Annotated in this window: 24 protein-coding genes; 11 read left to right on the top strand and 13 right to left on the bottom strand. The window is 55.7% G+C overall.

Annotated elements, in window-relative coordinates; genetic code table 11:
* Window positions 1-236: 236 nt before the first annotated feature.
* On the bottom strand, window positions 237-1928 hold the full coding sequence (ggt, locus tag B051_RS0113600) for a gamma-glutamyltransferase (protein ID WP_018478760.1): 1692 nt from the start codon (window positions 1926-1928) through the stop codon (window positions 237-239).
* 246 nt (window positions 1929-2174) lie between these two features.
* On the opposite strand from ggt, the gene B051_RS0113595 reads away from it, so the two are divergent.
* Both B051_RS0113595 and B051_RS0113590 read left to right on the top strand, forming a co-directional pair.
* Window positions 2175-3179 (top strand): amidoligase family protein, encoded by a 1005-nt coding sequence (locus B051_RS0113595; protein ID WP_018478759.1) that lies wholly within the window; start codon window positions 2175-2177, stop codon window positions 3177-3179.
* Complete coding sequence (locus tag B051_RS0113590; protein ID WP_018478758.1) at window positions 3167-4084, top strand: gamma-glutamyl-gamma-aminobutyrate hydrolase family protein; 918 nt, start codon at window positions 3167-3169, stop codon at window positions 4082-4084. The genes B051_RS0113595 and B051_RS0113590 overlap by 13 nt, the downstream gene beginning before the upstream one ends.
* Before the next feature lie 26 nt (window positions 4085-4110).
* On the opposite strand, the gene B051_RS0113585 is transcribed toward B051_RS0113590, so the two are convergent.
* The 5 genes from B051_RS0113585 to B051_RS0113565 all read right to left on the bottom strand — a co-directional run bounded on the left by B051_RS0113585 (window position 4111) and on the right by B051_RS0113565 (window position 8277).
* Window positions 4111-4791 (bottom strand): ABC transporter ATP-binding protein, encoded by a 681-nt coding sequence (locus B051_RS0113585; RefSeq protein ID WP_018478757.1) that lies wholly within the window; start codon window positions 4789-4791, stop codon window positions 4111-4113.
* Between the two features lies 1 nt (window position 4792).
* Window positions 4793-6052 (bottom strand): ABC transporter permease, encoded by a 1260-nt coding sequence (locus B051_RS0113580; RefSeq protein ID WP_018478756.1) that lies wholly within the window; start codon window positions 6050-6052, stop codon window positions 4793-4795.
* A complete protein-coding gene (locus B051_RS0113575) occupies window positions 6049-7131 on the bottom strand; it encodes an efflux RND transporter periplasmic adaptor subunit (protein ID WP_026236395.1) in 1083 nt (360 codons plus the stop codon). The genes B051_RS0113580 and B051_RS0113575 overlap by 4 nt, the downstream gene beginning before the upstream one ends.
* Before the next feature lie 147 nt (window positions 7132-7278).
* Window positions 7279-7845: an inosine/xanthosine triphosphatase gene (gene yjjX, locus B051_RS0113570; protein WP_018478754.1), complete on the bottom strand. Its 567-nt coding sequence runs from the start codon at window positions 7843-7845 to the stop codon at window positions 7279-7281.
* A 147-nt stretch (window positions 7846-7992) separates the two neighbouring features.
* A complete protein-coding gene (locus B051_RS0113565; RefSeq protein WP_157578863.1) occupies window positions 7993-8277 on the bottom strand; it encodes a hypothetical protein in 285 nt (94 codons plus the stop codon).
* 328 nt (window positions 8278-8605) lie between these two features.
* On the opposite strand from B051_RS0113565, the gene B051_RS0113560 reads away from it, so the two are divergent.
* From B051_RS0113560 to B051_RS0113540, 5 genes are all read left to right on the top strand, one after another.
* Window positions 8606-8980: a hypothetical protein gene (locus B051_RS0113560; protein ID WP_157578861.1), complete on the top strand. Its 375-nt coding sequence runs from the start codon at window positions 8606-8608 to the stop codon at window positions 8978-8980.
* Window positions 8981-9266: 286 nt separating this feature from the next.
* Window positions 9267-12044, top strand: coding sequence for a cation-transporting P-type ATPase (locus tag B051_RS0113555; protein WP_018478751.1), 2778 nt, complete (start codon window positions 9267-9269; stop codon window positions 12042-12044).
* Window positions 12045-12067: 23 nt separating this feature from the next.
* The gene (locus tag B051_RS0113550; RefSeq protein WP_245539629.1) at window positions 12068-12886 is read left to right on the top strand and encodes an alpha/beta hydrolase; all 819 of its coding nucleotides are present in this window, start codon (window positions 12068-12070) and stop codon (window positions 12884-12886) included.
* Window positions 12887-12996: 110 nt separating this feature from the next.
* Window positions 12997-14103, top strand: a complete 1107-nt coding sequence (locus B051_RS0113545; protein WP_018478749.1) for an AI-2E family transporter — start codon at window positions 12997-12999, stop codon at window positions 14101-14103.
* 51 nt (window positions 14104-14154) lie between these two features.
* Window positions 14155-14616: a tellurite resistance TerB family protein gene (locus B051_RS0113540; RefSeq protein WP_018478748.1), complete on the top strand. Its 462-nt coding sequence runs from the start codon at window positions 14155-14157 to the stop codon at window positions 14614-14616.
* 47 nt (window positions 14617-14663) lie between these two features.
* Here B051_RS0113540 and B051_RS0113535 read toward each other — a convergent pair whose 3' ends face one another.
* The 3 genes from B051_RS0113535 to B051_RS0113525 form a co-directional block, all read right to left on the bottom strand.
* Entirely contained in the window at window positions 14664-15362 is a 699-nt protein-coding gene (locus B051_RS0113535; RefSeq protein ID WP_018478747.1) for an alpha/beta hydrolase, read from the bottom strand.
* 135 nt (window positions 15363-15497) lie between these two features.
* A complete protein-coding gene (locus tag B051_RS0113530) occupies window positions 15498-15866 on the bottom strand; it encodes a hypothetical protein (RefSeq protein WP_018478746.1) in 369 nt (122 codons plus the stop codon).
* Window positions 15867-16019: 153 nt separating this feature from the next.
* Window positions 16020-16997 (bottom strand): GlxA family transcriptional regulator, encoded by a 978-nt coding sequence (locus tag B051_RS0113525; protein ID WP_026236394.1) that lies wholly within the window; start codon window positions 16995-16997, stop codon window positions 16020-16022.
* Between the two features lie 236 nt (window positions 16998-17233).
* Between B051_RS0113525 and B051_RS0113520 the strand changes: the two genes are divergently transcribed.
* Genes B051_RS0113520 through B051_RS0113510 form a run of 3 tightly spaced genes read left to right on the top strand, consistent with a single transcriptional unit; the run spans window position 17234 to window position 18739 of the window.
* On the top strand, window positions 17234-17710 hold the full coding sequence (locus B051_RS0113520) for an SRPBCC family protein (RefSeq protein ID WP_018478744.1): 477 nt from the start codon (window positions 17234-17236) through the stop codon (window positions 17708-17710).
* Window positions 17711-17722: 12 nt separating this feature from the next.
* On the top strand, window positions 17723-18250 hold the full coding sequence (locus B051_RS0113515; protein ID WP_033316875.1) for an SRPBCC domain-containing protein: 528 nt from the start codon (window positions 17723-17725) through the stop codon (window positions 18248-18250).
* A gap of 27 nt (window positions 18251-18277) precedes the next feature.
* The gene (locus tag B051_RS0113510) at window positions 18278-18739 is read left to right on the top strand and encodes a VOC family protein (protein ID WP_018478742.1); all 462 of its coding nucleotides are present in this window, start codon (window positions 18278-18280) and stop codon (window positions 18737-18739) included.
* A 100-nt stretch (window positions 18740-18839) separates the two neighbouring features.
* On the opposite strand, the gene msrB is transcribed toward B051_RS0113510, so the two are convergent.
* From msrB to B051_RS0113490, 4 genes are all read right to left on the bottom strand, one after another.
* Window positions 18840-19283 (bottom strand): peptide-methionine (R)-S-oxide reductase MsrB, encoded by a 444-nt coding sequence (gene msrB, locus B051_RS0113505; RefSeq protein WP_018478741.1) that lies wholly within the window; start codon window positions 19281-19283, stop codon window positions 18840-18842.
* A gap of 174 nt (window positions 19284-19457) precedes the next feature.
* On the bottom strand, window positions 19458-20327 hold the full coding sequence (locus tag B051_RS0113500) for an aldo/keto reductase (protein ID WP_018478740.1): 870 nt from the start codon (window positions 20325-20327) through the stop codon (window positions 19458-19460).
* A 189-nt stretch (window positions 20328-20516) separates the two neighbouring features.
* A complete protein-coding gene (locus B051_RS0113495; RefSeq protein ID WP_018478739.1) occupies window positions 20517-20942 on the bottom strand; it encodes a DoxX family protein in 426 nt (141 codons plus the stop codon).
* Between the two features lie 208 nt (window positions 20943-21150).
* Complete coding sequence (locus tag B051_RS0113490) at window positions 21151-24324, bottom strand: AsmA family protein (RefSeq protein WP_169336213.1); 3174 nt, start codon at window positions 24322-24324, stop codon at window positions 21151-21153.
* A gap of 295 nt (window positions 24325-24619) precedes the next feature.
* Between B051_RS0113490 and B051_RS0113485 the strand changes: the two genes are divergently transcribed.
* Entirely contained in the window at window positions 24620-24955 is a 336-nt protein-coding gene (locus tag B051_RS0113485) for a hypothetical protein (protein ID WP_018478737.1), read from the top strand.
* Window positions 24956-25034: the final 79 nt, after the last annotated feature.

Below are 25034 nucleotides of genomic sequence, written 5' to 3'. Positions count from 1 at the left end.
GAGGGTAAAACAGGAGATGAAAAACCAGCACTGCAGAAGAAACCATAGCACTTATTGTGATACAGAATTCTAATCTTATAGCTAAACGTATTAAAGTAGATTTTGTCTAATCTATTCGTAAATTATTTATAACATGGAATTTAGTAAAAATGCATCTCCTGCTGCTCGTTACTGTAAGAGAGTTTACTGAAGCCTGTAGAATTTAATCAAGCGCTCTGCACAGGTATAGGCTATACTTAAAAACCTGCCGAGGCATCGTCGCCCCGGGGGTCGGCGCCTCCTTCCAGTCTGCCATCGGGCAGCACCAGGATGCCAGCCGCCCGCCCGATGCCGCCCGGCTTCGGGAGAACCTTATGCCCTTTCAGCCACAGCCGCAAGCCGTCCCAGAAGCCGAGGCTCCCCCACTCCGAGAGTACCCAATCTGGCTTCCATTGGTGGTGGAACCTGCCTGCGTTTATCGCGCCCTGCATAGGCATGCCGTGCGTGGTCACATTGAGGATAATCTGGAAAACCGTGGTGATGATGGTGGAGCCTCCCATGCTGCCCACCACCATGAATAACTCCCCCTCTTTCTCCAGTATGGTGGGTGCCATGGAACTGAGCATCCGTTTTCCTGGTGCGATAGCGTTGGCCTCACCGCCCACCAGCCCATAGTCGTTTGGATATCCGGGCTTGGCACTGAAATCATCCATCTCGTTGTTCAGCAGGAAACCGGCCCCGCCCACATACACCTTGGAGCCGAAGCTGCTGTTGAGCGTCGTGGTGACGGAAATGGCGTTACCCTGCGGGTCCACGATGGAGTAGTGAGTGGTGTGGTGGCTCTCCACCGGCGCTGCCATACCTGCCGACACATACTCACTGTCGGTGGCTCTGTCCAGAGAGATGCCCTTCCTCCTGCTGCGGATGTAGGCGGTGTCCAGCAGTTCCTCCACCGGCACGTCATAGAAGTCCGGGTCGCCCAGGTGGGTGGCCCGATCTGCATATACCCGACGCTCAGCTTCAATGAGTAAGTGGGCATACCTGGCTGTGTTCCAGCCCCATTCCTTCAACGGGTAGGCCTCTGCCATAGCGAGCAGTTGGATAAGCGCGATGCCGCCACTGGAAGGCGGCGGCATGGAAATGACGTGGATGCCTCCCACCTGCTGGGTGATGGGCTGACGCCAAACGGATTTGTAGTTCTTCAAATCCTCTTTGGTCATGACACCGCCGCCCCGCTCCATCTCTGCCGCCAGCAGGTCGGCCGTGGGACCTTCGTAAAAGCCGGCCCTCCCCTTGTCCCGGATGCGTGCCAGGCTCTGCGCCAGTTCCGGCAAACGCAGCTTGTCCCCTTCGCGCCAGCGGTCTTTTAAGATGAACCCGGGGCGGGTGGTGCTATACCGTATAAAATCCTCCCGATGCTCGTTGAGCTTCTCAGCCTCTTTCTCCGTCAGCGGGAAACCCCTGGTGGCCAGGTCGACAGCGGGCTGCAGCAAGTCCTGCCAAGGCAGGCTCCCATACCTGGCATGTGCCTCCACCATGCCGTCTACCGTTCCGGGCACGCCGGTGGACAGGTGTCCCTTGAAGCTCAGGCCGGTCAGCACTTGCCCCTGCGCATCCAGGTACATGTCGCGATGTGCCGCCGCCGGTGCCATCTCGCGGTAATCCAAGGCGTCCACGCTGCCATCCTGCTGCCGCAGCACCAGAAACCCGCCCCCGCCGATGTTGCCGGCATCGGGGTATACCACGGCTAGTGCGAACTGCACCGCCACAGCCGCATCCACTGCGTTGCCGCCTCGGCGGAGCACGGCTTTCCCCACATCGGAGGCGAGCGGATGCGCTGTCACGACCATGGCCTGCTCTGTGACGAGCCCCTTCTCGCGGATGTCGCCGCCCGAACAGGCCGTGATTGCCAATAGTATGAAAAGGTAGCTAGCGATTCTGATATACACGGTTTCTGCTGTTTCACCCGATGGCTGGCCAACGTATTATACCTGCACCGGCCTTTTTTGATAATGCTAGTCTTTACCCGCACAGGCCCTTTTGGGTTCCGTCATACCTAGCCCAGAGGGCTTCTACCGCTTTGCTGCTTTTCCGTTTTGCTCTGCTCTTTCAGTCCCGTTTTCTCTTAGAAACAGCTGTACCTCAGAACAGAATCCTTCCTTTGACGTTTTCTAAGTGTTACCAAAAGAAACTATATGGCCTTCAAGTTACCTCCTGTATTGCACAATGAAGCCGGAAGCCTGCGACGGGTGGGGTTCGAGCTGGAGTATTCGAACGTGGGGATTGAGGAGTCTGCCCGATTGATTCAGGAGCTGTACGGAGGCGAGGTGCAGCAGGAGAGCCGTTTCAAGCTGCAGGTGAAGGACACGGAGTTGGGCGATTTCACGGTGGAGTTCGACCTGACGCTGCTGACCGAAAAATCCTACAAGAAGGCTTTTGAGGCCTTCAACATACACGTGGAGGAGGTGAAACTGGGGGAAAGCACGCTGGAGGCGGAAGTAGAGGAGGCACTGGAGCGCATCATCGGCAAAATCTTCCCTTACGAAGTTGCCTGCCCTCCCATCCCCTGCACCCAGTTGGAGCAACTGGAAAAGCTGCGCGAGGCGCTCTACCGGCAACATGCGCAAGGAACAGAGTCGTTCCCGACCAATGCCTTTGGCACCCATATCAATGTGGAGACTCCTAGCAAAGACACCGACACGCTGCTGGCCTACCTGCGGGCTTTCCTGCTCCTATACCCCTGGCTGCTCCGGGTAGGCGACACCGACCTGGCCCGCAGGCTGAGCCCCTTCATCGCCCCCTACCCAGCCGCCTACACGGCGCTGGTGCTGCAAACCGGGTATAGCCCGGACCTGGAGCGTTTCATACAGGATTACCATACCCACAACCCCGACCGCAACCGGCCGCTGGACATGTACCCGCTTTTTGCCGCGCTGGACCAGGAAGCGCTGTCGCCATACACCAACCTGGGGAAGGTGAAGGCCCGCGACACCTTCCACTACAGGCTACCCAATAGCTCCATCGCGCTACCGGACTGGACACTGGCCAAAGAGTGGAACAACTGGGTGGCCGTGGAGGAACTGGCGCACGACAGGCCGACGCTGGAGCAGATGTGCCAGGAGTACCTATACCTGAAAAAGGACTCTTTCCTGGGATTTGAGACAAAATGGATTGACAGAATAAACACATGGGTTTCCTGAGTCACAAAAACAGAATAAACCGCGACAGGCCCACCATCGGCATCACCGGGCCTGACCGGGGTGGCGGGGCCGCCTGGTTTTTCACGGCGCTGTCGGTGTGGCTGGCCGGGGGCCGGCCGGTGCGCATCACGCCTGCCAGGCCCCGTACCGCAGATGGCCTGCAGGGGCTGATTATTGGAGGAGGCGCCGACGTAGACCCCAGTACCTACGAACAGGAGCACGTGCTGGACGAGTACCTGCAGAAGACGCTGCAGCAGCCCGGCAAATCATCTTTGAAACGGATTGGCCGCTTCGTGCGCTGGGTGTATTACCCGACCGTGTTTCTGGTTCGGAAGCTGCTGAGCCGGAAGCTCACCTTCGGCCTTGACCGGGAACGCGACCACCTGGAATTCCAGCTTATTGACCAGGCGGTGCGCAAAGACCTGCCCGTGATGGGCATCTGCCGCGGCGCCCAGCTGATGAACGTCTACTTCCGCGGAACGCTCTACAAGCGCCTACACGACTTCTATACCGAAGCGCCCAACCCAGCCAGCATCTTCCCCGTCAAAACCGTACGCATCCAGCCCGGCAGCCGATTGGAGCAGGTGCTGGGTACGCAGGAGTTGGAGGTGAACGCGCTCCACAACCAGGCGGTGAAAGAACCCGGCCAAGGTATGGCCATCGTGGCCCGGGAACCCAACCAAGTGGTGCAGGGAATTGAGCACACCGCCCAAAGTTTCATGATTGGTGTGCAATGGCACCCGGAGTACCTGATTCAGCTGAAAGAGCACCGCCGCCTGTTCCAGGCCCTGGTGCAGCAGGCCCGGCAAGTGCAGCAGCAGATTGAAGAAGCGGACATGCAGGAGGCGCTGGCCCACCCCAAAGCGGAAGTGCTCCAGGAGCTGGAGGCCGGAGCCGAGCCGTAGTAGCTAAATGCTATACCTATACCTGCTCAGCCTCGGATGATGCGCCCGTCCTCCATCTCGATGATGCGGCTGGTGTTTTCGGCGAAGCTCTGGTCGTGCGTCACGATGAGGAGGGTCTGGTTATGCACCTCTGACAGTTCCTTGAATATGTCAAACACCAGGTTGCTGTTCTTCACGTCGAGGTTGCCTGTGGGCTCGTCGCCCATGATGATGTGGGGGTCGTTGATGAGGGCGCGGGCAATGGCTACCCGCTGCTTCTCGCCACCCGAAATGTGGTAGGCAGGCTTGCTGGCCAATTGCTCGATGCCCAGCATTTTCAGCCGCTCCAGGGCCCGGTGCTCCACTTCCTGCTCGCTATACCTGCCCAGCTTCAGGCCGGGCAGCATCACGTTCCGCAGCACCGTGAACTCGTTGAGCAGGTAATGGAACTGGAACACAAAACCTATCTTTTCGTTGCGCACCCGGGCCAGCTCGGTGTCGCTCCTGCCCGTCATCAGGTCCTGGTCAATCAGCAGCTCGCCGTCGTAGTCAGTGTCCATGGTGGAGAGGATGTAGAGCAGCGTGGACTTGCCGCAACCCGACTTGCCGATGACCGACACAAACTCCCCTTTGTTCACCGTGAAGGTGATGTCGGTGAGCACCTGCACCGTGACCGGGTCATGGAACTGCTTGTTGATGTGCCTCGCCTCCAGTATGATGTCCTGCATGCTATTTGCCTCGTATGATTTCGACCGGGTCCACCCTGCTGGCCTTGCGCGCCGGGAAAAAACCGGCCAGGTAAGTGGTAATCAGTGAAAAGAATCCACCGATGAAGTAGAACACCGGGTTGTAGTTGACAGGGTATGTTTTGACAGTGGGCAGCGCGGCCGTGTTGAACGGTATGTTGTCGATGATGACGGAGAAGACGAAACCCATGACGAGCCCAACCAAGCCTCCGAAAAAGCCGATGCTCAGCGCAATCAGCAGGAAGATGAGGTTTACGTCGCGGCCCGAGAAACCCGTGGCCTTGAGGATGGCGATGGAATCCATCTTCTCATAAATCATCATGTTGAGGATGTTGAAAATGCCGAATCCTGCCACGATGAGGAGCGTGATGCCCACGGCATAGGAGATGAGCGAGCGGATGCTGCTGCCCGTGTCAAACTGGGCATTGGCCGTCTGGATGTCCTCGGCATCGATGTTGAAAATCTGCTCGTACTCTTTGGCCACGGCAGGCGCCATATCCAGTTCGTGCAGTTTCACCTGTATGTCGGTCATGTAATTGGCGGGCTTGCCCAGCAGCTTTTGGGTGGTGCTGATGGAGGCATAGCTCTGCACCTTGTCAATTTCCTGTATGCCCGATTGGAAATAGCCCACTACCTTCAGCGGGAAGCGCTCCCCCTGTATGGTTGTCACCTGCACCACATCGCCGATGTCGGCTACCAATATTTCTGCCAGGCCATTGCCCAGGATGATGCTGTTGGCCACGTTTTTGGCATCGATGTAATTGCCTGCCGTCACGTAGTCCTGGAAGTTGAAGAGCCGGCTCTCCTCCTCCACGTCCACGCCGTTGATGACGCCCGTAATCTCGATGGTGCCTTCGTTGAAGAAGACCTGCGCCGTGAGCTTGGGCGTGGCGCCCAGTACCCGCGCGTCTGCCTTCACCGCCTGCAGGATAGGGCCACTGTCGTAGATTTCCTGGCGGCTTATACCTGACTTCACCGAGCTGATGAAATTGTAGGAGTCACTGAACTGAGCACTGGCATTGACCGGCTGGTTGTCGCTAGGTTTTATCTCGTTGTAGAGGCGCACGTGCGGCGTGCGGTTGAGGATAAGGCCGTCCAGCAGGTCGTTCAGCCCGTTCATGAAGCCCAGCAGCGTGATGAACATGGCGATGCTGAAAGTCACCCCCACGGCCGCCACCAGCGTCTGCCGCCAGCGGGCCAGCAGCAGCGACTTCGCTATACCGACTATGAGTCTGCTGTTCATTGGGTTGGTTTGATGAGCACATCCTCTTTGGTGATTCCCTCCAGTATCTCCACTTTCTGGTAGTCTTTGAGCCCGGTCTTGACAGGCACCCGTTCCTCGTTCTCCGTCACCACGAAACTGCCGTCCACCAGGTATTCGCGCGGGATGGTGAGCGCGTTCTCTTTGGCCTGAATGACGATGTTGGCTTCGGTGGTCAGGTTGGGGTATAAGGCCGGTGGCTTTGTCACGAAGCTTGCTTCCACGGTAAAGGAGCGGGTGCGTTCATTCATGGCGGGATTCACCTTGTATACCCTGGCCTCATACACCTCGCCTTTATAGCTGTCGAGCCGCAGCAGCACCTGCTGGCCGGGCTTGATGCGGGCGATGTCGTACTCGTCCACCTGCAGCTCCAGGATGAACTCATTGGCGTCGCCCACCACGGCCACCGGCGTCTGCGGACTTACCAGTTCACCCTGCTCCCGAAGCACGTCGTATACCTTGCCGCTGGTCTCGCTCCGGATGGTGAAGTCCGCCGCACGGGTCTGGCTGATTTGCAGATTTTTCTGCGCCTGCCGCGCCTGGAAATCGAGCTGCTTTTTGAGGTCGTTGTAGCGGAGCACGGCGGAGTTGTAGGCGGTCTGGGCGTTTTTGTAGCTTAGCTCGCGCTGCTCCAGTTCCACACGGGTTCCAATCTGGTTGGACCAGAGGTTGCGCTGCCGGGCTAGCAGCAGCGAGTCGTTCTGCTTCCTGCTCCGGGCCAGGTCAATGGCCTCGCGAAGCTCGTTCAGTTTCTCGGCATTGGCACCCACGCGGGCGTACTCAGCGGCCAGGCGGGCGTTCTCGGTGCTCAGCCGGGCCTCCTCGTTGTCCAGCCTCATGAGGGGGTCGCCTTTCTTCACGGTGTCCCCCTCCGTCACCAGAATCTGCTGCACGATGCCGCTCACAGTCGGGTATACCTGGTACTGGTTCCTGCTCTTCACCACGCCCGATGCGTACACCGATTCCGAGATGTCCTCTACGGTGGGTGTTGTCGTTTCCTGGTTGCCGGAGCAGGAGGCCAGTAGCAAAAGCAGCAGGGCCAGGGGCCAGTATCGTTTCATGCGGTTCATGGTTGGGTGCCAGGTATGGTGTTGCCTGTGTATGTACTACAAATCAAATGTAGTGGATTCAACAGAGGATACTATGACAAATATCATCCCAGGTGAATTAACACAGCAGCGCGGAACAAGTTTGGTTCTCGAAGTCCGCTATACCTTGGCCTGCCGCTCCCCTGGCAGGTATAGCGCCTCGTTGCGGAAACGCACCAGGGCCAGCACCACCGCCTGCTCGTACAGCTGCAGCCGGTCTACCACACCGTCTGTCAGCAGCCCGATAGCGCCCGCGTCCTGCTTGGAGTTGGATTTGTTGAACACCATGTCGTCGGCCTCGCCCAATTCCATACCTTGCGCCACCAGCTCGGCTACCACAGGCGGCAGGTAAAATGTGCCGGAGCGCGCCTTGCCTATACCTGCGGCTGACCGCACCACCACCCAGGCAAAGGCCGCCAGTTCTCCTGCATGCTCCTCCACGCCGCCTTCAATCCCAACCCAAAAGGCTGCCTCCGGATGTGCCTCCTGCGCTTTGTTCACCCGGTTCACGGCGCCTGCCAGCGTCTCCTGTTCTGTCATGGGCTGGTCGGCCACACCCGATGGCACCGAGACCGGCAGGGCATGGAAGGTATGGCTGGGAAACATGCGCTGAATGCCCTGAAGGGCTGCCGCGACTTTCACAGGGTTTTGGGAGGCGACTACTACGGTTTGGTGGGCAGGGTGCATGCGTGTAGTGGGTTAGCGGCTACGGTTCAGGTATAGCCTGTAGGTTTGGTGCAAAGAAAAGCAAGGGAGGCCGGAAGAGAAAGCCCTGCTCCCATTTATTTGCCTGTACCGCACAGAACGCCAGCTTCAGTTGGCCAGCTGGAAACACTACTTGTCCTTTTGCAGCATTCTGTCCAACATCAGGCGGGCGTTGATGAAGCACTTCAGGTTGCTGTAATCGTGCGTCCTATAGGTGATTTTTTCCACGTCATAGAAAAACGTGCTCAGCGACGAAGACATGTCTTCTGAAAGTAACAGGCGATGCGTCCTGGCCTCATTGGAAGCCTGTATCACAAGTGCACCCTTGCCGACAGATACCCAGAATGAGCTTATCTCACCGCGTTTGACGAGCGCCTCAAACTCTCTCATAACTTCTGCAACAGTATCTATCATATAGTTTGTTTATCTAGAATCAGGGGAGTCTTAAGTCATTGCAAGACTTAAAGTTAACTTTTAATACGTTCCAATCATTCACAGAAAAACACTGATTTTGTTTCCGTATTTCCACAGTTAACTGGTACCAAACCGCAGCTTCATGCTTATCAAATCACTTAGAACCGTATTGCCTACAGTAATTTCCCTTCGTTGAGTATTTACCCTCATTTCATTCGATTAATACCTAATTGCACGCCCCTGTCCCATCTATCTGCCCAACATAGGGTATAATGTTTAGGAAGTGAGTAATGAAAGCTTAGGTTAATTTTCAGTAAAAATGGAATACATGGATTTGAAGACAGGGTATGTGCTGTTAGGGTTTGAAGACTTTGAATCAGCCCTCTCTGCGGCAGACAGAATCTGTGCACGTGGCTACAAAGTGGCCTATCTGAACGAAGTGGCCTGTATGCGTGAACTGGAAGTCAGGGAGTTTGTCAGAGAATTGGAGACAGAAGTGGGGCCTAGTTACCGGAATTACCAGCTTCAAGAGCAAAAAGCGGCAGATGCATCCGAGAGCCTGAAAACAGCCTTGGCGACCCTGGAAAAGAGAAAAGACCGTGCCTTAAAGTTCATCATGGTGGTGGGTAAAAATGTGCAGCCCCGCAGGTATACCTGGGGCAAAAAAAGGACAGCGCCTGCCGCCGTGCATGGGAAGGTATAGCTCTCCAACCAGTACATAACAATCAGGAGTTTCTATAGCCGTAGCGTCTATTCATAGTTGTATAAAAGCTGTCTCCCGTCTGGAGGCAGCTTTTTGCATTTTGCTCAGGCCTGTTCCATCTGCTGACAGGCGCATCGTCTCTGGGTGACCCTCATCATTTGGCACACACAAACTCTTGCCGTATTTTCACACAGGCCACGGCTTTATGCTAGGCACCAGGCTGTAGCTTGTTACCGGCACAGTCCGTAAGACTATAAGAAAGTTTGATGCTTAGAACCGACTCCCCATGCGCATAACGGAACAAAAAACAGCAGGCAGAAGCAGCTCCCTATCCGATAGCAAGAACCACTCCTGGCACAGTACGGAGGCCGGCGCAGTGCTCAAAGTTCTGGAGGTGTCGCCTACCAAAGGCCTAACGGATGCGGACGTGCAGCGGCGACAGGAACAGTATGGCCGCAACGTCATGACCCCAAAGAAACGGCAGAGTGCCCTGGTCCTCTTCCTGCTCCAGTTCCACCAACCCCTCATCTACATCCTGCTGGCCTCCACGGTAGTCACTATCTTTCTGAAAGAGTATACCGATGCCATCGTTATTTTCGGAGTGGTGTTCATCAACGCCATCATCGGCTACCTACAGGAATCAAAGGCGCTGAAAGCCATTGATGCTTTGTCTAAGAGCATGTCGGCACGGGCACACGTCATCCGAAATGGAAGCAGGCAAGATATAGATGCCAAGGAGCTGGTGCCCGGCGATGTCGTGCTGGTGCAGTCAGGCGACAAGTTTCCGGCGGATGTGCGACTGGTGAAACAACGGGACCTGAAAGTAGACGAGTCGGCTTTAACAGGAGAGTCCGTAGCCGTGGAGAAAGGCACGGCGCCAGTCGCGGCGGACGATGTGCTGGGCGACCGCTTCTGCATGGGCTTCTCCTCCACGGTTGTCACCTACGGGCAAGGCACAGGGGTGGTAGTGGCCACCGGCGACAGCACCGAAGTGGGCAAGATACAAACCTCCATAGCCGGTGCCCAGAACCTGGAGACGCCGCTCACCAAAAAAATAAAGGAGTTCAGCCAGCTGCTGATGTGGGTGATACTGGGCCTCGCCGTAGCCGTTTTCGCCGTGGAGGCCTTCCGGGGCTCAGACTTGGGCGACACCTTTATGATAGCCGTGGCATTGACGGTGGGCGCCATACCCGAGGGCCTGCCGGTGGCCGTGACCATCATGCTGGCGCTGGGGGTTTCCAAAATGGCCGCCCGCAGGGCCATCATCCGCAAACTGGTGGCCGTGGAGACGCTGGGCAGCACCAATGTCATTTGCTCCGACAAGACGGGCACCCTCACCGAGAACCAGATGACGGTGCAGCAACTTGTGGCAGGCAATCAGCTGTATACTGTCACAGGGCTAGGTTACCGCCCCGACGGGCAGATTATGCACAACGAACAGCCGGTTGATTTGGGCTCGAATAAAGCTTTGGAGAATTGTCTTATAGCCGGTATGCTCTGCAACGACAGCGGAGTAAAGGAGAAAAAAGGTCAATGGACCATCGAAGGAGACCCTACGGAAGGCTCGCTGCTGGTGGCGGCTGGCAAGGCCGGCTTCAGCAGGAAACAGCTGGAAGAGGAGCAGCCGCGCCTGGACGCTATCCCATTCGAGTCGGAGCACCAGTACATGGCCACTTTGCACGGAGGCAAGCGCCGCGCCATCTACCTGAAGGGCTCCGTGGAAGCGGTGCTGGAGCGTTGCCACCAGGCCATGCTGCCTAGCGGCGAGCCGGGAGAACTGGACAAACACGCCATCAACCAGCAAGTGGAGCAGATGGCCAACGAAGGGCTGCGCGTACTGGCCTTCGCCATGGCGGAGGCGCCCGACGGCATGACCGACATAGAGCATGCCGACACCGAGTCCGGCCTTGTGTTCCTTGGGCTGCAGGGAATGATTGACCCGCCCCGCAAAGAGGCGGTGGAGGCCGTGAAGCTGTGCCAGCAGGCAGGTATAGACGTGAAGATGATTACCGGTGACCACGCCGCGACAGCAGCCGCCATCGCCACCCAAATCGGTTTGAAGGGCCGTCGTGAAAACGGCAAGCTGGTCGCCCTGACAGGCAAGGAACTGCAGCAGATTCCGGACAGCGAACTGGAGGAGGTGGCCTTGCAGACCTCCGTGTTTGCTCGTGTGGCCCCGGACCAGAAGCTCCGGCTGGTGAAGGCGCTGCAGGCCCGCGACCGCATCGTGGCCATGACAGGCGACGGCGTGAATGATGGCCCCGCCCTCAAGCAGGCGAACATCGGCATTGCCATGGGTATAACCGGCACCGATGTGGCCAAGGATGCTTCTGACATGGTACTGACCGACGACAACTTCTCCTCCATTGAGGGAGCCGTGGAAGAAGGGCGCGGGGTGTTCGACAACCTGACCAAATTCATTGCCTGGACGCTGCCTACCAACCTGGGGGAAGGGCTGGTTATCCTGACAGCGGTTGTCCTGGGTTCACAACTGCCGATTAAGCCTGTGCAGCTCCTCTGGATTAACATGACCACTACCGTGCTGCTGGGGCTCACGCTTGCCTTTGAACCTCGTGAACCAGGCATCATGGACCGGCCGCCCCGCCCTGCCAAGGAGCCCATTCTCACCAAAGACCTGGTCATGCGCACTTTGCTAGTAGGCGTGCTCCTATTAGTGGCTGCGTACGGGCTATACCTGTTTGAGATAGAAAATGGGGCTACCAGGGCCGAGGCAGAGACCGTCACGACGACGGTATTCGTGGTGCTGGAGTCTTTCTACCTGCTTAACTGCCGTTCGCTCATCCGGCCCATGAGCCAGATAGGTTTCTTCAGCAACATGTGGGTGTACTATGGCATTACCGCTATGCTCCTGTTCCAGGCACTGTTCATCTACGTGCCGGTGATGCACACGCTGTTTGGTTCAAGCCCGCTGGACGCCATGCAATTGCTGCGCATAGCAGGTGCGGGTGTGGTGCTGCTGGTCATCATCTCCATCGAGAAGTACGTCAGGTCTCAGATGGCCTCCCAGAAGCCCGTTGCGCCTGTACAGGATGAACATGATTAACTGTATGTCCTAAACCGACCACTTTGCGCACTACTTTACTTAAAATCGGAGCCGTACTGTTCATCCTATACCTGTCGCTTATGAGTCTATTGTCGTTCCAGCAGGAGAACCTGATTTTCTTCCCTGATAAGCTGCCCCAGGAACACGTTTTCCGGTTTGGGCAGCCGTTTGAGGAGGTATACATACCGACGCAGGATGGCATGAAGCTGCACGGACTGCTCTTCACAGTGCCGCAACCCAAAGGCCTTGTATTCTACCTGCACGGCAACGCCGGCTCTGTGGATTCCTGGGGGAATGCGGCGCCCGCCTATACTGACCTGGGATACGACACGTTTGTGCTCGACTACCGGGGCTATGGCAAAAGCGAAGGGAGCATAAACAGTGAAAAGCAGTTTTACGAGGATGCACAGACTGCCTACGACCACCTGAAAAACAGGTATAGCGAAGAGCGTATCGTGGTAGCCGGCTACTCCATCGGCACCGGGGCCGCAGCGATGCTAGCTGCCACAAACATGCCGATGCTCCTGCTGCTGCAGGCCCCTTACTACAGCCTGGGCGACCTCGCGCAGCGCCTATACCCAATCATACCTGGCTTTCTTCTCAAATACAAGTTCGATACCTTCCGGTTTTTGGAACAGACCCAAGCGCCCATCGCACTTTTCCATGGCGAGCAGGACGAAATCATTTACCCCGGTTCATCCGAGAAACTGCGCGCGCACCTGAAGCCCACTGATCAGGTGATTCTGTTAAAGGGGCAAGGCCACAACGGCATGAACGAAAACCCGGACTACCAAAAGGCCCTGGCGCAGGTGCTGGCGAAGGTGGAACAGGTGGCAATGTGAGCCGCTTTACGAAGCCTCGCCTGAAGGTGTGGTTGCCTGACAAACACGTATAAATCCCTTAGAAATACGTTTAACATCCTTTCTGCTTTTGCGCTTACCTTTCAGCAAGGATGAACACGAAACAAATCAATCTGGGTCGGCTCAACAAGAACCTGCTCTCCATCGTGCTGGTGTCAGTGCTGCTATACCTGGGCAAGCCCTTCCTGCTGCCGCTGGCTATCGCTGCGTTTTTCGCCATGCTCCTCTACCCGCTGGTGCACCGGCTGCGCAGGTATGGCGTGAAGGAATCGGTGGCGGCCCTCCTCTCCATCCTGCTCCTGCTGGCCGTGTTGGTTGGCCTGAGCCTGATAATCTACTACCAACTTAAGAGCCTGGAGACGGACTTGCCGCGGCTGGAGGGCAAGGTGACGGAAAAGGCAGACAGGCTGCAGCGGATACTCTACCAGACCACCGACCTCTCGCATTACGAGCAGGAGGAAATCATTGAGGAGAAGAAGCCGGACATTGCGAAGGCGGTGTTCAAAAGCGTGCGGGATTTCGTGAAACAGGCGCTTTCCATTTTGCTTTTCCTCTTCATCATCCTCTCCTATACCTTCTTTTTCCTCATTTACCAGCAGCGGATACAGAATTTCTTCGTCCGGCTGCGTCTGTTCCAGAGCCGGAAGGAGTCGCGCGTCACCCTTGCCCGCATCTCCCGCATCATCCACGATTACCTCCAGGGCACTTTCACCGTCATTTCTCTACTAGGCGTGGCGTATGCGCTGGGGTTTTGGGCGATTGGCCTGGAGCATGCCCTATTGTTTGCCATCATCACGGCCCTGCTGCGCATCGTGCCTTATTTCGGGTCTTTCCTGGGCATCGCCTTCCCCATTGCGTTCGCCTTGCTCACCAAGGATTCATTTTGGTATCCGGTGGCGGTGCTGGTCTTTTTTATGGTGATGCAGGTACTGGAGGCCAACCTGCTTACACCCTACATCACGGGTTCCCGGGTCAAGCTCAACCCCCTGGCCACCATCGCGGTCATCCTGCTGGGGAACCTGCTGTGGGGTATAGCGGGCATGATTCTCTTCGTGCCGCTTTTCGCCAGCCTCAAAATCATCTTCGACCGTGTGCCGCAACTCAACCCCTATGGCTATATACTGGGCAAGGAGGAAGACGATGTACTGGAAAGCAACTGGGTGCCCCAGGAAGACGACGGCAGGCCCCGCTCCTACTAAACAAATGCGTACCACACCAAGTATGTAGAAAGGAGCCAAAAATTTGAACGGATGGAAGGAGTTTTCAACACCACAGGAAGAACCGATGTATCACCCGCCTATACCTACGCCCCCGAGAACGAACAGGAGGCCTGGATTGCCATCATGCATGCCTGTATCGCCGTGGACGATGATGTGTCGGACGTTGAACTGGACACGCTGGCGCAAGCGCTCGCCGAGAAAAAGCTGTTTGAAGGCCACGATGTGATGGCGTATAGCCGGAAGGTTTTCTACGCCCATACCCAGGCCGGCAGCAAAGTCCTGATTGACAATTCCGTGGACAAGATAGCACCGGACAACAAGCCCACCCTCTTTGCCCAGACCGTGCAACTGGTGCTCGCCGACTGCGTGGTGCAGGAGAAGGAAGAAGAGCTGATACAGTACCTCTACTCGGCCCTGGACCTGGACGCGCAGCAGGCCCATGAAATTGTGCGGGTCATCCTGTTGCTGAACAAGGGCAACATCTGCAAGTAAAATTTCCTGCTTTTGCCTGCCAAGGTATACCGGTGGGCTGTGTTCGCTTATTCATCGGTGCCGGTAAACCAATCCACTGCCCGACGGGAAATTGACGCCGGAATCTCGTGCCCGCCGTCGAACTCTGTGTAGCGCACCTCTATACCTTGATGCTGCAGTTGCGGCACGATGCGCCGGCCGCAGGGGTCAATAGGCAGCACCGCATCCCGTATGCCATGCGAGAGGAATACCGCGGGGTTGCCGTTCGTATGCAAGGTATAGGCGAAGCCCGGCGAGAAGGCGATGATATGGGTGAACAGGTCGCCGTTGGTCAGGCCGAGGCTGAGGGCGTAGGAAGCGCCATCCGAGAAGCCGCCGATGGCCACGCGCTCCGGGTCGATGGCATACCTGCCAAAGACATGCGCCAGCGCCTGTTCGATGAAGATAACATCCGGCCCGAAAGCTTTGCTGGCGATGATGTCCCAGGAGTACGTGCGAGCGGCAGGCGCTATCAGGATAATGTTCCTGTCATCGGCAAAACTCCGGAGCAGGGAGAGGCCCTGTTCGGCGGGGGCACCCGCGCCGTGGAGCATCACCGCCAAGGCAGCGGGTTTGCTTTTGGCATAGTGCTGCGGTATGTAAAGGAAGCCGTCACGCTCCGAGTCCAGTCCGAGCCGCTGCACCCCTGTCTTCGTTTCTTCCTCCCCTGAAGATTTGCCTGCTTGCACCGTCAGCCTGCCTGACGTATGCCTGTCTCTTTCTGTCATCCTTCCTCCGGTTTCTATTTGCTATACCTACACCTACCATACGGCACAACGGGTTCATCCTTTGCCTCCGCTACACCTTCAGAAACAAAAAAGGAGCACGAGGCTCCTTTTCTATATTTGATTTAACTGGGTTTATCAGAATCTGTCGGAGGTGTCGGCCTTGCCGATTTCCCTGAAGTGCGTGGCCTGTTTGATGGTCTTCTCCTTGCCCTCGGCATCTTCATAGGAGCGTTCCTCCACTTCCACAGACAGGGTTTTGCCTTTCAATTCCTTCGTGTCGACCTCGGTCTTGTCTATACCTAAAGCCTTAAGGAAAGAGGCCAGAATCGGCTGCCCGGGTTCGCTCAGGTAGAAGCGCTGGTTCACGAAACCATCTTCATTCTCGAGGCGGCAGTTGATGAACGGAATCTCCTTGTTCTCGCTTTTGCCTTCCTCCACTTCAGTTACTTTGACCACATGCCGTCCCTCCGGCAGAAATGGCTTTTCATCTATCTTCAGTTTCATAACGTTTGTTTCTGCTTTGCTAATATTTTACGCAATACTGAAACGAAAGTTGAAAATAGATACTATTTTTCATCTATGTTACTAATTACATTAGCAATATAGATGAATTTTATACCCCGGAGATGAGCACGATTTCCTAAAGGGAGCAGGTGGCTATACCGCCAGTTCGCGGTTATACTTGCTACGGTACTGCAGGGGCGAGAGGCCTGTGAAGCGCTTGAAGGTGGTCCGGAAAGCCTTGGGGTCGCTATAGCCGACGTTGTACATCACCTCGTTCACGTTCTCGCGGGAGGTTTCCAGGCTCATCTTGGCGGCCTCGACTTTCACACGTTGGATGTACTCCACGATGGAATTGGCGGTGGCCTTCTTGAAGCGGCGCTCCAGGTTTCGGCGGCTCAATGCCAGCATGTCTGCCAGTTCGTCCACGGTTATCTTCTCCTGGAAATTCTGCTCGATGTATTCCTGGGCCGTCTTCACCTGCTCGTCGCCGTGCTCCTTCTGCCCTGTGAAGATAATGAACGGCGACTGGCTGCGGCGCTCTATCTCAATCTGGAAGGCCTTGGACATGAACACGGCCACCTCGCGGCCCGCATACTTCTCAATCAGGTATAGAATCAGGTTGAGGTAGGAGAAGGCGCCGCCGCTGGAGTAGATGCCCTGCTCATCTGTGATGATTTTGTCCTCCACCAGGTGCACCTCCGGAAACATCTTCCTGAACTCATGGGCCGCCATCCAGTGCGTGGCGCACTGCTTGCCCGTCACCAAGCCGGTGGAGGCCAGCAGGAAAGCCCCGACGCACAGACTCGCTACCTCCGCCCCTTGCTGGTGCTGCTCTGTAATCCAGGGTACGAAGGCACGGTTATGCTCCAGGCACTGTGCCAGGTCACCGTCCAGGGCCGGGATGATGATGAGGTCGGTTTTGGCGATGTCCTGCGTGACAGTATCGGTATAGACGGTGTAGATGCCGCCAGCCACCGAGACCTGCTCTGTGAGACCGACCAGTTGCACCTCAAACAAGGCCGGCCTGTTCATGCTGCGCAGCAGTTTGTTCACTTCCGTGAAAACCTGGCGTGGACCTTCTACGCTGCCCAGGATGGCTCCTTTCGGCACTAGTATGGATATATGTTTCATATCGTTCATCTGCTAATGGTTAGTAGCGCCCGCTCTGCCTTGATAACCTGTTACGGTATTTTCAGAATATTTTTCATACCTTCTCCCTGTACTCAAGGTATAGAGAAATACTGTCGCAATCAACCCCTTACATTGCCGGATTTTCACCCGTTGTTCCTGCCACTTTCCCTGTATGTTTGCATGACACAGGTTGAAGGACAGCCTGTTAGTTGGAAATTAAATTAAAAAACAAAACGATGGAAACGCTGAAAATCAAGAAATCAATTGAGATACAAGCGCCCAGCCAGCAGGTATGGGAAGTACTGGTAAACGACGACCTCAACCGACTGTGGCTAGGCGAGTTCAGTGAAGGCTCTTATGCAGAGACGGGCTGGAGGCAGGGCAGCAAGGTCGTGTTCAAGGACAAGAGCAACAGCGGCATGATAGGCCGGGTGGCGGTCAGCAGACCCTACGAGGCGATTGAGGTGGAATATGAAGGGATGGTGATTGCCGGCGTGGAGGACTATGCGAGCGAAGAGGCCCGGCAGGTGCAGGGCGGCCGCGAGACCTATTACCTGATTGAAAAGGATGGCCGCACGCGGCTCGAAATTGAGTCGGATATGTCGGAGGAATACTTTGACCAGATGTCCCTTGCCTGGGAGAAAGCCCTGCAGCAGATACGCCAACTCGTTGAAAAAAAGGAAGCAGCCATAACCGATACACCAACTAACTAAACACGCTATACCATGGAAACTATGAATAAAACTATGTCTGAAACCGTGACACGCGAGCTCGTCATAACCCGTGTGTTCGATGTGCCGCGCCACCTGGTGTATAAGGCCTGGACGGAACAGCAACGACTGGAGCAATGGTGGGGACCAAAGGGCCTGAAGCTGGGCGTGACCCGGCTGGACCTGCGCCCCGGCGGCCTTTTCCATTACGTCCTGCACCTGCCGGATGGACAGAAAATGTGGGGCCGGTTCGTGTTCAGTAGCCTGGTGGAGCCGGAGCGCATCGTGTACATCAGCTCCTTTTCGGATGAGGCGGGAGGTATAAGCCGGGTGCCATTCAGCGAGGCCTGGCCGCTGGAGATACACAACACCCTCACCTTTACTGAGCAAGACGGCAAAACCACCCTCACCCAGCGCAGCAAACCCCTGCATGCGACCGCCGAAGAACGGAAGACGTTCGAGGAGAATATCGGGTCACTGCAGCAGGGCCTGGCCGGCACCCTTGACCAATTGGAAAGCTACCTGGCCTCCGGCAGTAAATAAATTATAACCCTAATCCATCATAAGACTATGGCTACATTGAATCCTTACCTGAACTTCAAGGGAAACACCGAAGAAGCCTTTCGATTTTACAAATCCGTGTTCGGCGGGGAATTCCTGGCCCTGCAGCGGTTCAAGGACACACCGGAGGGCGACAAGCTCTCATCGGAGGACCAGGAGAAAATCATGCACGTGGCGCTGCCGATAGGCCAAGGCAATATGCTGATGGGAACTGACGCCCTGGAATCGATGGGGCAGACACTAACCCAGGGCGACAACATCTCCCTGGCTATCAATGCCGACAGTGAGGCCGAGGCCGACAAACTCTTCCAGGGCCTTTCGGCAGGTGGGAAGGTGACCATGCCGCTGCAGAAGGCTTTCTGGGGAGACTACTTTGGCATGCTGACCGATAAGTTCGGCATCCAGTGGATGGTCAGCTATACCTACACACCAGAAGAACAGACCGGCACCGAGCCGATATACAACGCCTGATTGGGAGAATCCGAAGGTAGCCAGCAGGTATAGGTGCAAGGCGTATACCTGCTGGCTTGCCTTATCAGAATGTCAAGTTCAGGTATAGCAAGGCCGTTCCTTAGGCTATCCGGTTCAGGCTCTCGGAGTTGATGCAGTAGCGCAGTCCGCCAGGTTCCGGGCCGTCGGGGAATACGTGGCCCAGGTGTCCGCCGCACACATTGCAGATGGCCTCTATCCGCTGCATGCGGTGGCTGTCGTCGAAGGTATAGCGGATGGCTCCCCGGGCGGCGGGCTGCGTGAAGCTGGGCCAGCCGGAGATAGCGTGGTACTTCTCGGTGGCATTGAACAGCAGGCTGCCACAGCCAGCGCAGGTATAGCTGCCGGGCTCATAGGAGCGGCAATAGGTGTTCCGATACGGGGGCTCGGTGGCCTTCTCGCGCAGGATTCGGTATTGCGCCGGCGTGAGTTGTTGCCGCCACTCCTCCTCTGTTTTCTCCACCTTACGGTCAGGCTCCGGATTGCTGTACTTGGCGTAGTACACGATGTCTTTCCAGCGTAACATAGGCAGGTATACGCAGCCTTTGCTATACCTGCTAACGCTGCATACCGTTCTCCCGGATGCTGCTTCGTCATTTTACATCAAATTGTACATCAATAAGAGCTGCCCCGGTCACCAGACCAGAGCAGCTCTTTCTTAAAGTTGTATACTAAACAGGTTTCTGCAGCAACAGATGTTTTACTTCTCTGACTGCTTTATCTTGTCCAGTTCGTTCAAATCCTCCTTCGATAGTGCGATGGAGGCCGCCGCATAGTTCTCTTCCAGGTGCTTCACCTTGGAGGTGCCCGGAATGAGCAGGATGTTGGGGCTGCGGTGGAGCAGCCAGCTCAGGGCGATTTGGTGCGCCGTGGCACCGTACTTGTTTCCTATCTCCTGCAATTTGCTGATGGCGCCCACGTTGCCCGCGTTGATGGGATTCCAGGGGATGAAGCCGATGTTTTGCTCCTCACAGAACGTCAGCTCGTCCTCCCATTTCGTCCGGAAGTCCACACTGTATTTGTTCTGCACCGTCACCACCGGGAAATACTGCTGCGCCTTCTGGATTTGATCCACGTTCACCTCCGACAGGCCGATGTGTTTGACCAGTCCCTCCTCCTGCACCCGCTGCAGGAACTCCAGTGTTTTCTCATAGGGCACATCCGGGTCGATGCGGTGCAACTGGTAGAGGTCGATGCGGTCCTGCTTCAGGCGTTTCAGACTTCCCTCCAGCGCCCGCTGCAGGTAATCGGGGTGCGCGTTGATGGGCCATACGCCCGGGCCGGTGCGGGTGAGCCCTCCCTTGGTGGCGATGATTAGGTCTTTGGGGTAAGGGTACAGTGCCTCGGCTATGAGCTCTTCTGACACGTTGGGACCGTAGCTGTCGGCCGTGTCGATGAAGTTGATGCCCAGCTCTACGGTGCGCTGCAGCACCCGGATGGCCTCTTCTCTGTCTTTGGGAGGTCCCCAAATGCCCTCGCCCGTGATGCGCATCGCGCCGAAGCCCATCCTGTTCACGGTCAGGTCGCCGCCAATCGTATACGTCTTATTGAATGCTGTTGTCTCTGCCATACGTGTTTCTTGCTTTCGAAATGGAGTAAAGCTTAGTTGTACGGTCTCAGGTGCGGCTTGTTGGCAAGTCATCACTGGTATAGAACTATCCTATACCTGCATCCGGCTTTAGAAGAAACAAAAGCGCTGCTGGTTCAGGCCTTCCACAGGCATGGACTACAAAGCAAGCAGATGTGAACTGAAAAGAAATCAGGTATAGCGCGGGTGCGCGTCGGCAGTGGTCCGTTGGCCCCGGCCCATGGCGGCGTCCACACTCCAGATGCCGGCCCCGCGGGAAGCCATGTACAGGAACAGGAAGCAGTACAGCAACGCCACCTCGCCTTTGTTGAGAAGCGGGTTCCAGTGCTCAGGGAAGTGCGCCATGAAGAAGGCTACCGCCATCTGACCACTGGCGAGGAAGGCAGCCCAACCCGTCAGGAAGCCGAAGGCAATCATCAGCCCCGTCACCAGTTCCACGATGCCTGCGAAGCCCATCAGCGAGGCCAGTTCCACAGTGTTGCCGTCGCCGGGCCAGCCAAACAGTTTTTGGGTGCCGTGCATGGCGAACATCAACCCAGCTACGATGCGCAGTATGGCGTACAGCTGCGGGCTATAAGGTCCCAGAAATCTTTCCATAGTTCGTTCTTATGAAGTGAGAGTGGTTACTATATAAACAATTGCTATACGAATATTCATATAAACCCCTAAACGACTGATGAATGGATTAAGTTAATCAAAACCAATTACTTACCTCCTTCTGATGGTACAGGCACGGCAAACCGGAATCACAGCCCGCCTTTCTGTTAAAGGGCAATTGAGAAATACCTAAAAAAGGAGGTGTAATCTATTTGATGTCCGTGAAGGCGGTGTCAATCTGGTAATGCTTCAGCACATCCAGAAACTCGTTGCGGAGCACCAGCGAAATGTCTTCTCTTTCCTTGCGGTTGCTGAGTTTGACTTTGTACTTTTCCTGCTCCCGCACCAGCAACAGGTGCTGCCTGCTCGGGTTGTTTTTGAGGGAAAGGGAGTCCTCCCGTATCTGCTCTATGCGGCGCTCGTTGTTGCCGAACAGGATGTTCAGCACGTTGATGTCCAGACTCAGGCTGGCGCTCCCTTTCATGGTATAGGACCCCCGCAAATCGAACGCGGACAGGTTGTTGTTCAGGCTAAACCCAGGCGCAATGAATCTGTTCTTGTGGAGCACAAAATCAGCTTCCACATCCTCAAAGTATAAGTGCTCCGTCCGCTCTTTTCGCATGAAGCCAAGCGCCTCCTGAATGGGTTTCACATCTATCAGCTCCATACTCCGGAAGTTCGCCCTCGAATAGGCCACGGTTCGGTCAAAGCTCGGTGTAAACGTTCCATCCAGTTTTGTGAAGACAGCCAGGTTGCAGTCTGCCTTTCCCTCAATATTCTGACTTCCCAGCACATCGAGCTCCATCTGCTCGGCAAACGCAAACACTTTCTTTAGGTCAATGTCCTGCACCTGTGCCTGCAGCCTGACCGGCACCGTATCAGAAGGCTCGTTCAGATACATGATGCCGTGAGCGTAAATCGCTCCTCCAAAGGCGTTCAGGTATAGCTTATCCAGTTGGGCCTGTTCCCTGTCCATGCGCGCGTCAATGGCCAGGTTGGACCCGGTCAGGTACTCATACTTCAGTTCCTCCGCCTGTACGTGAAGGCCTAAATCATACACTTTCTCCCGAAGCTTCTCCCCTATCCCGTTCGCCTTTGCCGCCGCATAGTCAGGCTCGGCAGGCGGTAACAGCGTTTTGAGTGCAGCCAGGTTCTGCATGAATGCCTGCAGGTCCACAAAGCCATATTGCATGGTCACGTCCAGGTAGGGCCTGCTTATTTTTGAGTTGATGAGATGGAACCCGCCATAGGCTGTGGCTGCACCTCCTCTCGAGGTGTTGAAACGCATGTCCTGCATCTTGATGTGTCCCCTGTCTTTCCGCAGCCGCACCGAAAGGTTTTCCAGGTCTTCCTCGCCTGGCAGGTTGATGTGCCTGACGTGCATGGACAACTTTGCCGTCTGCAGGGGCATGAAATATGCCATTCCATCGTTCTCTGCCGCTTTGCCTGGTTTGCCTCCGCCGGTAGCATGCATGTAGGAGTTTACCTGCTCCATGTCGGTCAGGTCGAGGGAGTCCAACCGCGCGGATAGCTGTATGTTAGCCGCCTGCAATCGCCTGCTGTCGTTCGGAACCGAGACATTGCCGTTGATGGCTATACCTTGTGTCGTCAAGCCGATGTCGGAGAGCGTCAACTGTTTGCCGTTGCTCCGCATCCTGGCCTTCAGGTTGTGGACTGAGGTGGATGGAAGGTCCAGTTGCGCGCACTCCAGACGCATGTTGAGCCGGAGGAAACCTGGAAGTATCGCGGTGGAGACAGCTTTCGGACTAGCTGCCAACTGTTTATGGACGCTGTTTTTGGCAGCTGGCTCCAGTTTTATCCAATCCGAATTTACCTGTTCCAGCCTGACTGCGCCAGCTATGGTCACGGTTTTCTGCTGACCAAGCAGGTAGTTCATCACATCTTTCACAGAGCCATCCATGGCAAAAGCCTTCCCTCCTATTTTGCCCCGCAACTGCTGTAGCCGCAGCTCGTTGCCCGCCAGTTTCGCCTCGCCGTTCAGTTCGGTGCAGGCTACCGTCAGCTTGGCCGGCTGAAAAGCCACGTTGTGCAGGCTCACCGCCCCCTGCCATTGCAAATCGTCGCCCTTCGCACGACTCGCATCGGCATGCAGGTTGCCTTTGATGGCCACGTCTCCGGCGAGCGTGCCTTGCGGAAGCGAGATATAATCAGGTGGCAGTACCTGAGCCAGGCTGTCCAGGGTATAGCGCCCGCTGATGTGCGCATCCACAAAAGGCTTCGTGAAGTCAGTGATGGTGGCGCGTAGCTGCACGCTGTCGTTTCCAGAGCGGGCTGACAGGTTCTTCAGCGTGAACGAACTTGATTCAGGGGAGTGCTGCGGACCGTTGTCCAATTGGCCTGCCACCTGCAGGTGCGTCAGAGCGATGCGCGTAGTAGGCCAGTAGAGTTTTCCATCCTGCAAATCGAAGTAGAGTCTGTTCCGGGGGCGCTGCGTGGGGCTGGAGTGGCCGGCAATGTGGTAGTGCAGTTTCACACGGCCTTCGCTCTCCACCTGCTTGAGCAAAGGTATGGACCGGACGGATGACATCTGGTTCAGCAAAAAGAAAAACGGCTGGTTCCCTTTGAAGTGAAGGTCCAGTACGGAGCCGGTGCCTGCAGCGGCCTTCTGGTGTGTGCCGGAAATCATCACTTCGTTTCCATTCAACATGGCTATGCACTGCTGTATACTGCCCTGCTTTTTGATGAAATCAAAGGTATAGGAGGCATCGGCTGTAAAATCTCTTTCCTGAAAAAGCCGTAGGTCACGGCTGGCGATGTAGTTGATTTTTCCCTTCAGCCCACCTGTCAGATGCAGCATGTTATCCTTCACCTCAGCGGCTAAATCAGAATCCAGTAACTGAAGGGAAAAGGCGCTTTCCTTGAACTCGTTTTCACTGAGCACTTGCATATTCTGAATGCTAATCCGCTCAATGGAGAGCGCAGTATTACTGGAGCTATCCTTCTTATCCTGATTCTTGAAATTGAGGCTTATTTTGTTTCCGGCTGAGTCCACCCGCTGGTGGAAAGTGATGCCTTCCAGCCGCACTTCTTTTATCCGGATAGGTCCAAATGGCAGCTGTAGCACCGGAACGAGCGCCTCCGCATGCTTTACCCGTAGCACCTCGAATGGAGCATTCTGCGTGGTGTCAACCAAAGATACATTGTGTAAGGAAACCGTGATGTAGGGGAAGTTCTTCCAGCTGGAAATCTCGGTTTGGAAAGGCGCCAAAACGATGTCAGAACCCCTGGTGACCTTTGCTCTCAGGTAGGCTGGCGCCTTCTCCTGGTAAAGCCAGGGCAGCAACAGCAAAGCTCCCAGAACCAATAAGAGTATCAGTCCCGAAATCAGCAGGAAGAATTTGAGAAAGGGGTGCGTTTTCATAAACCAGGAATGGGAACCTCTCCGGAAGAAATCCCCCCGGTTCGTACTTCCTTTAACTCGCTTTTCCAAAGAAAGTTTGCAGCTCCTGAACACGCTGAAAAGCCTGCTAAACATCGTGTTATGCTATATTCAATAGACTTCTCAATGCCTCCAGTCCTTTTCCCAGCAGAAAAAGGGAAGCCCGTACGTTTTGCACTCTTTTTTAACCCAAAGCCTGATATCCTCCGTACAAATTACCTACCCAGGGGCAACCCAGGGATGTTTAGAATGTTTTACAAACTAGAAGGATAACGTGATGAGCAGCAACAACAGAAATATCGAACCGGATAATGAATCCAGAAAAGGTGAAGGCGTAAGCGGATTGGGAAAAGGCAAGCAAACCGGACCTGTGGCCGGCGGCGCGGACAACACCCGCGGCGAGAACAAGCCGAGCCGTGAAGGCAGCAGCGGTGGCGCCAAGAAGGGCAAGGACACACCGAACAACAACAGTCCACAGGGCTCGAACGCCAACCCTACCACCACCACGCGCGGAGCAGACAGCACCGATAAGGAGTTCCGAAACAACCAGCCGAACGCTAGCACCCTGAAGGGGCACAAGAGCAACGAAGGCCTTGGCAACGAGAAAGAGTAAAGTTGAAACCGACAGGGGCCAGTAAGTCCCATTCATACAAAAGCCCCGGATTTCTCCGGGGCTTTTGCTTTTAGAATTA

The organism is Pontibacter roseus DSM 17521 (assembly GCF_000373265.1).
In the GTDB taxonomy this organism is placed as follows: Bacteria; Bacteroidota; Bacteroidia; order Cytophagales; family Hymenobacteraceae; genus Pontibacter; species Pontibacter roseus.
This window is presented reverse-complemented; position numbering and strand designations above follow the sequence as displayed.

Coding starts and splice junctions, on each gene's coding strand:
- B051_RS0113595 (WP_018478759.1), top strand. CDS start 2,175: ATGGCCTTCAAGTTACCTCCTGTATTGCACAATGAAGCCGGAAGCCTG.
- B051_RS0113590 (WP_018478758.1), top strand. CDS start 3,167: ATGGGTTTCCTGAGTCACAAAAACAGAATAAACCGCGACAGGCCCACC.
- B051_RS0113585 (WP_018478757.1), bottom strand. CDS start 4,791: ATGCAGGACATCATACTGGAGGCGAGGCACATCAACAAGCAGTTCCAT.
- B051_RS0113580 (WP_018478756.1), bottom strand. CDS start 6,052: ATGAACAGCAGACTCATAGTCGGTATAGCGAAGTCGCTGCTGCTGGCC.
- B051_RS0113575 (WP_026236395.1), bottom strand. CDS start 7,131: ATGAAACGATACTGGCCCCTGGCCCTGCTGCTTTTGCTACTGGCCTCC.
- yjjX (WP_018478754.1), bottom strand. CDS start 7,845: ATGCACCCTGCCCACCAAACCGTAGTAGTCGCCTCCCAAAACCCTGTG.
- B051_RS0113565 (WP_157578863.1), bottom strand. CDS start 8,277: ATGATAGATACTGTTGCAGAAGTTATGAGAGAGTTTGAGGCGCTCGTC.
- B051_RS0113560 (WP_157578861.1), top strand. CDS start 8,606: ATGGATTTGAAGACAGGGTATGTGCTGTTAGGGTTTGAAGACTTTGAA.
- B051_RS0113555 (WP_018478751.1), top strand. CDS start 9,267: ATGCGCATAACGGAACAAAAAACAGCAGGCAGAAGCAGCTCCCTATCC.
- B051_RS0113545 (WP_018478749.1), top strand. CDS start 12,997: ATGAACACGAAACAAATCAATCTGGGTCGGCTCAACAAGAACCTGCTC.
- B051_RS0113540 (WP_018478748.1), top strand. CDS start 14,155: ATGGAAGGAGTTTTCAACACCACAGGAAGAACCGATGTATCACCCGCC.
- B051_RS0113535 (WP_018478747.1), bottom strand. CDS start 15,362: ATGACAGAAAGAGACAGGCATACGTCAGGCAGGCTGACGGTGCAAGCA.
- B051_RS0113530 (WP_018478746.1), bottom strand. CDS start 15,866: ATGAAACTGAAGATAGATGAAAAGCCATTTCTGCCGGAGGGACGGCAT.
- B051_RS0113525 (WP_026236394.1), bottom strand. CDS start 16,997: ATGAAACATATATCCATACTAGTGCCGAAAGGAGCCATCCTGGGCAGC.
- B051_RS0113520 (WP_018478744.1), top strand. CDS start 17,234: ATGGAAACGCTGAAAATCAAGAAATCAATTGAGATACAAGCGCCCAGC.
- B051_RS0113515 (WP_033316875.1), top strand. CDS start 17,723: ATGGAAACTATGAATAAAACTATGTCTGAAACCGTGACACGCGAGCTC.
- B051_RS0113510 (WP_018478742.1), top strand. CDS start 18,278: ATGGCTACATTGAATCCTTACCTGAACTTCAAGGGAAACACCGAAGAA.
- msrB (WP_018478741.1), bottom strand. CDS start 19,283: ATGTTACGCTGGAAAGACATCGTGTACTACGCCAAGTACAGCAATCCG.
- B051_RS0113500 (WP_018478740.1), bottom strand. CDS start 20,327: ATGGCAGAGACAACAGCATTCAATAAGACGTATACGATTGGCGGCGAC.
- B051_RS0113495 (WP_018478739.1), bottom strand. CDS start 20,942: ATGGAAAGATTTCTGGGACCTTATAGCCCGCAGCTGTACGCCATACTG.
- B051_RS0113490 (WP_169336213.1), bottom strand. CDS start 24,324: ATGAAAACGCACCCCTTTCTCAAATTCTTCCTGCTGATTTCGGGACTG.
- B051_RS0113485 (WP_018478737.1), top strand. CDS start 24,620: ATGAGCAGCAACAACAGAAATATCGAACCGGATAATGAATCCAGAAAA.